At 55.2% G+C, this 357-nt stretch carries 1 protein-coding gene; it reads left to right on the forward strand.

Going from position 1 to position 357, the window contains the following annotated elements; translation table 11 throughout:
• Positions 1–213: hypothetical protein (locus Q4563_RS17375; protein ID WP_303605390.1), on the forward strand; the 213-nt coding region annotated here is incomplete at its 5' end.
• Between the last annotated feature and the right edge of the window lie 144 nt (positions 214–357).

Genomic DNA, 357 nt, shown 5'->3' on the forward strand with positions numbered 1-357 from the left:
GAGTACGAACTCGTATTCGAAGGGCTGAACGAAGCCAACGGCGGAGTAGCCCAGCCGTTGACCCTCTATCGCAATAAATTCAGCCCAACCACCGGCCTGGGCCTGATCACTGACGAGTTCGGCACCATGACGATAGAATGTGAAGCTCTCGAAGACACCAGCAAAACCGGAGCTGGTATCAGCCGCTACTGCAAAAACAGGATTACATCCTAACCACCCTCGCGGGAACCGCTCGATCATTTTCCCGGCGTCGGAAAAATGGTGCCGGTTCCCGCCCCTCTGAAGAGACCTCTCATGGCTAACCCGATCGTATCCCTGCTGCTGCAAGTAAAAAACCTGATATCCCCAGGCGCAGAC

The organism is Gilvimarinus sp. 1_MG-2023, from assembly GCF_030548285.1.